This is a genomic window from Bradyrhizobium sp., from assembly GCF_019242285.1.
In the GTDB taxonomy this organism is placed as follows: Bacteria; Pseudomonadota; Alphaproteobacteria; order Rhizobiales; family Xanthobacteraceae; genus Bradyrhizobium.
Genome location: NZ_JAFAVV010000974.1, coordinates 1 through 4,978, shown reverse-complemented (window position 1 = coordinate 4,978; position 4,978 = coordinate 1). Strand labels below are relative to the sequence as shown.

Annotated in this window: 6 protein-coding genes and 1 pseudogene; 3 read left to right on the top strand and 4 right to left on the bottom strand. The window is 64.6% G+C overall.

All coding sequences use genetic code 11. From position 1 onward, the window contains the following. A pseudogene (locus JOY90_RS39810) lies at positions 1–342 on the top strand (phosphohydrolase); the annotation flags it as partial. Between the two features lie 364 nt (positions 343–706). Here JOY90_RS39810 and JOY90_RS39805 read toward each other — a convergent pair. The 4 genes from JOY90_RS39805 to JOY90_RS39790 form a co-directional block, all read right to left on the bottom strand. Then, positions 707–1,345, bottom strand: coding sequence for a SctK family type III secretion system sorting platform protein (locus tag JOY90_RS39805; RefSeq protein WP_291696552.1), 639 nt, complete (start codon positions 1,343–1,345; stop codon positions 707–709). Beyond that, on the bottom strand, positions 1,342–2,106 hold the full coding sequence (gene sctJ, locus JOY90_RS39800) for a type III secretion system inner membrane ring lipoprotein SctJ (RefSeq protein ID WP_291696551.1): 765 nt from the start codon (positions 2,104–2,106) through the stop codon (positions 1,342–1,344). The genes JOY90_RS39805 and sctJ overlap by 4 nt, the downstream gene beginning before the upstream one ends. Positions 2,107–2,194: 88 nt before the next feature. After that, positions 2,195–2,710, bottom strand: a complete 516-nt coding sequence (locus tag JOY90_RS39795; RefSeq protein ID WP_291696550.1) for a hypothetical protein — start codon at positions 2,708–2,710, stop codon at positions 2,195–2,197. 52 nt (positions 2,711–2,762) lie between these two features. Continuing rightward, the gene (locus JOY90_RS39790) at positions 2,763–3,323 is read right to left on the bottom strand and encodes a type III secretion protein (RefSeq protein WP_291696549.1); all 561 of its coding nucleotides are present in this window, start codon (positions 3,321–3,323) and stop codon (positions 2,763–2,765) included. Between the two features lie 297 nt (positions 3,324–3,620). Here JOY90_RS39790 and JOY90_RS39785 point away from each other — a divergent pair, with 297 nt between their 5' ends. Further along, a complete protein-coding gene (locus tag JOY90_RS39785; RefSeq protein WP_291696548.1) occupies positions 3,621–3,863 on the top strand; it encodes a hypothetical protein in 243 nt (80 codons plus the stop codon). A gap of 277 nt (positions 3,864–4,140) precedes the next feature. Beyond that, positions 4,141–4,978 (top strand): FHA domain-containing protein (locus tag JOY90_RS39780; RefSeq protein WP_291696547.1); only part of this gene is annotated, 838 nt, incomplete at its 3' end.

Below are 4,978 nucleotides of genomic sequence, written 5' to 3'. Positions count from 1 at the left end.
GAAGAAAACCTGCCGCCGGAGCTGCGCCACGAGGTCGGCCGCCTGATCCGGCTGACGAAAACCCACGATGTTGCGGCGGGCGATCGTCTCGGCGCGATCATGATCTCCATCGACCTCGGCATTCTCGGCGCCGACGTGGCGACCTATGACGCCTACGCCGCCGCGATCCGCCAGGAATATGCTCATGTTCCCGACGCCGCTTATCGCAGCGGGCGGGCCGCGGTGCTGCAGCGCTTCTTGGCGCGACCCGTGATCTATCCGGACGAAGGTTTTGCGGCGGGGCTGGAACAAGCTGCACGCGCGAACATCGCCCGCGAGCTGAAGTCGCTTCAGGCGGAATAGACGCGAAGGTCGCGGGAAGCGCGTACTCCGCCGTCGTAGTAGTTTCGCTGCGTCATGAGATCGTCGGCCCTTCGCCCAACGCCTTGCCCCAGAGCAAATCAGTGCGATTAGCGGCTTGCCACTCGTTCTCTTTTCGTTCACAATACTCAAAGTGGCGGGTAAACGTCGATGGACGTCAAGCGAGAACAAGAAATCATCCGGCTTTGGCATCGCCTGCGCCTTCTCGAACGGGAAGGCAGATCGGTGAAGGTCGTCATGCGTCAGATCGAAAAGGCCTTGGCTGAACGGGAAAGTCACACGGCCCAACGACGTGTGCCGAGATAAGCGGATACAACGCAAGTTGCATCGGCCGTGTGGGGGAAAGTCAGCCCGGCACGCCGTCAGCGGTGGCCGCGCGGCGGACGATCGGAGGGCCACTGTCGAAGAACGGCAGCGCCGGAACGACATCGAGCGCTTCGATCGTCGGCAGCTTGAGCCGCACCCGTGTTCCGAGCCCTCCCGGCAATGCGCGGCACCAGGCCGCAAGACAGCGCCAGCCATCGCCTTCGATCCGCGCGCCGATATCCTTGAGCGAGCCCAGGGCACTTTCCGGGCCGGCGAGATCGCGGTGAGCCAGCGCGAAGTTGCAGAGCTCCTCGCCGACCTGCTGATGCAGCGCCTCGACCTGCGGCGCGAGAATGACGTTGGCGATGGCGTTCGCCCAATAGATGGTGCCGGATCGCCGAGCCACTGCGGCGAGCTGCGGGCCGGGCAGCAGCACGATCGCCTGATCGATCTCGCTGACCGCGGCGGGGTCGACCAGCGGCGGGAGCGCATAATGGGCGCTGATCACCGAGGCGAGCCGGTCCTGCAGCCGCGCCGTCGCCTTGAGGCGGTCACAGAGCGCGGTGCCGAGCTCGTTGTCGAAGCAGGCGTCGAGCCGCGCGCCATCCATCGATGACGCAGGCCATCTCAGGAACGCGTTCCACTCGGCGAGGCCGTCGGCGGTGGCCTGATCGGTCATGGCGATTTCACCGGCAAGGCCTTGCCGAGCGGATAGGGCCGCTGGCGCTGCCGCAAGATCGTGGCGACGAGCGCGCCGGCAAGTCCGAGAATGATGATCAGCATGATGTAGAAGGCGCCGGCGACTTGGCCCATGCTGTCGTGATGAACCCAGACACCCATGAACGATTCGTAGCCGGGATCGGCGCTCTCCGTCGTACCGCTGGCCTCGACCGGCGCGAGCACCACCGACACCTTGTCGTAGGACAGGCCGGCGACGCCGTTGGCGACCAGCATCTTCACCTGGGGCACCAGATTGTCGATCGGCGCGTTGGCGCGATGGCGGATGAAAACCGACGCCGAGGAGGGAATGAGCTGCTGGCGCAGCGGATCGTTCTCCGGCAGCACCAGATGCACGCGCGCCGACAGCACGCCGTCGATGCCCGAGATCGTGCGCGACAATTCCTGGCTCAGCGCGAAGATCATCTGCGCCCGTTCCTGCGTCGGAGAGGACACCAGCCCATCCTTCTTGAAGACGTCGCCGAACGTCTTGAACTCCGTGTGCGGCAGGCCGTTCTCGTCGAGGACGCGCATCGCCTCCGCGAAGGCCTTCTCGCCGACCGTCACGCTGAAATGCCCGTCCTTGCCGGCGATACGCTCGGCAGGGATGCCGTGACGCATCAGCGTCGCCACGATCCTGTTCGCCTCCTGCTGGTCGAGATTGGTGTAGAGGTCGACGGTGCCGCATCCCGCCAGCATCAGCGCCAGAAGGCATGCCGCCACGATGCGGCGCCGGCTTCGGAGCGAGGGCGCACGAGCTGCGGCGCGACAGGTTGTTGCTTGGCTTGGCAAAGACGCGATCTCCGAATCGTCACTGTCCTTTGAGCAGCGTATTGATCGACGTGGTGAGATGGCTCGCGCCGTGACCGATGAGCGTGGATTCCATCCGATAGACCACCGCGTCGAACAATTCGTCCGAGACCTGCTGCAGATGCTCCACTCCATTGGTGGCCTGGCCCGGTCCGGTTCGGCCGGCCGCGGTTTCGGTCGGATTGAGGCTCTGCCGCGCCGGCCCGCCGTGCAGGCTGACCAATGTCACATTCGAGGCGTCCGCGATCCGCACCGGGCCGCTTCCGGCCTCGACCTGCCCGATCGGCGCCGCTATCCGCTGCTTCACGCGCTCGGCTCTTTCCATGAAGCCGCGCAGGCTGCCGAGCAATTCGTTGGCGAGACTGGACGGATTGGCGAACCGCCCGCCCTCGACCACACCACCTTGCTGCACCTCCATCACGCCATAGACCGGAAGATCAGGCGTAGGTCCAACATTCGCCGGAGCGACTTCGGCTGTCGGCATTGCAGGCATTGCGACGGGTGCGATCGTGGTCATCGACGAACTCCTCTGTCAAACAGTCGACACCGCTGTGCCGGATTCGCGGGCGTCAGCCGCCGCGAAATACCCGCACCTTCGGCTCGTCCTTGAAACCATCCTCCTGCGCCGGACGCGGCATCGAGCGCATCATGGCTGCGGCGGTCTGCTGAATCAACGCGAGATAGGGCGGCGGTCCCGACACCGCGACCACGTCGGCGCTGGCCGTCGCCTTGATCGGGTATCGGATATCGGCATAACCGAGCTTGGCGAGCTTGTCGGTCAGCTCCTGCGGCCGCAGCGGCCCGAGATCGATGAACGCCGTCTGAATCTCGTTGGCGGCACTGACGTGAAGCACCGCGCCGTCGAAGTACCAGACGAGACCGTGACCGTCGCACAACGTCTTGAGGAAAGCAGCGGCCGATCCGGGCTCCAGCGGACCACGGATGCGTCCCTTCACCTGATCGCTGAGCTTGATCGGAACGTTGGTGTTGCGCCCGAACTCGCCGAGCACGTCACGAATGTCCTGATCGATCACGACGTATTTGTAGACGCCCGCGGGCCAGCTCGGCTCGCCCGCAAACGATGCATGCTGTGGCGCGCATAACGCAAGCGCCGCTGCTGACAACACCATCGATACACGCCAATCGCGCGAACTCGAGCGAACCATCACGCTTCACATTTCCGACCGAAATCGGCCCAACATTCCCACACGACTACATCTGGCCGAGCAACCGGGCTGATCTGTGGCTGAGCAGCTTTATCCTCGCCATGATCGCGGTCGCCCGGCGCTCGGCAGGTTCATATTGCCGTCACTTGAAGCAGCGAAGGGCATTGTATTCATTATCCAGAATTACACTGCGCATTCGTGCGTCATCAAGATAACTCATTTCATCAAGCATAGTGACCGCAGTTCACCGAGCGCTCAAGCGTGACCTGCTTCGAGCCGATCAAGGTGAGCCGCGTTGCAGCTCTCGTAGTTAGGAGAACCAATTCGATGGCCCAAGGCTCAAATTCAAGCATCAATCCGCAAAGCTCACTGGCGTCGGCTCAGGCCTCGGCCGACGAGCTCAATGCCCAGAAGCAGCAGCAGCTCGACTTCGAAAAGAAGCAGAAGGAGATCGAGCTTTGGCAGCAGGCTGAGCAGCAGGTGATCAACGGCGTCCAGGCCTGACTGTCAGGACTTGCGATGGTTGAAACGGCTGCGGCTCGCGGCGTCTCGGCTCGCGGGCCGCACTTCGTTGATAAGTTGGTGATGCGGCGGGACGCATCGCGGCTTTGGTTGCGTTTTAAAATGCGCGTTTCGAGTTATCTATGGGGTCCGCCTGACCATGGGCGTCGCGACGGAATCTCGACAGCAAGACGAACCCGTCGATCGCAGGGTTAGCTGGAAGCTCGCCGCCGTCGGTCGACGTCTTCGCCGGAAGCTGCGGCGTGTCGCGCGAAGAGGCATGGTCGGCGTCAACGCCATCCGGGCTCGACTGCAACTGGCGTTGCGTGCGGGAACAGCGGCCGGCGCGAAGCTCGCAACGCCCTTGAAGTCGCACCGCGGCTCCTTCGCGGCGCAGACACCGCGGAATGCGATCGCAGCAGGCCTGCGTGAGATCCGCCACGTCGAAGGGGCGGCGTTTCGGAGCGTCTTGAATCTCGTCCAGTATCTCAGGCTTTTCTTTCTCAAGGCGAGACTTGCCCGCTCCCCTGCCGAAGCCAAGGTCGAGGCCGTCACCTTCGAGGTGGTTTCGGGCCTGCACGGCGGCGTCCTGCTCATGCTCGAGCCCGGCGAGTACCAGATCGGCTCGACCGCAGACGCCGACATCGTGCTGCGCGATCCGGGCGTGACGCCCAGCCATGCCATGCTTGCCGTTCGGCGCGGCAGCGTCAGCCTCGAGGCCACCGGCGGCGACGTCACCATCGGACATCAGACCGTGTCGCAGGGACATGGCTGCCGATTGAAGCTGCCGCTCGAAATGTCGCTGGGCCAGGCGTCGCTGCGCCTCGCCTATCTGCAATCGCCGCGCGCCGCGGGCCTTGGCGGCCGCTACCGGCTGGCGACCGCAGGGATCGCGGCCTGTGCCACCATCGCGATCGGACTGGTGACGTTCCTGCCGGGAAGGCAGACCGCCGACAGCGCCCACGCCGTCACTTCCGAGTCGCCGGTCCGGCTGGCGTCTTCCACGTCGTTCGCGAGTCTCGACGTGCCATCGCCCTCCGAGCCGGATGCCGGCGCGAGCCGTCCGACGCCGCCGGATCAACGTCCGCCGTCGGCGCCCTCGATCGACGACGCGATGC

What these genes read in the sequence shown, in the direction of transcription:
- JOY90_RS39795 (WP_291696550.1), bottom strand. Translation starts at nt 2,710, where the DNA reads ATGACCACGATCGCACCCGTCGCAATGCCTGCAATGCCGACAGCCGAA.
- JOY90_RS39805 (WP_291696552.1), bottom strand. Translation starts at nt 1,345, where the DNA reads ATGACCGATCAGGCCACCGCCGACGGCCTCGCCGAGTGGAACGCGTTC.
- JOY90_RS39790 (WP_291696549.1), bottom strand. Translation starts at nt 3,323, where the DNA reads ATGGTGTTGTCAGCAGCGGCGCTTGCGTTATGCGCGCCACAGCATGCA.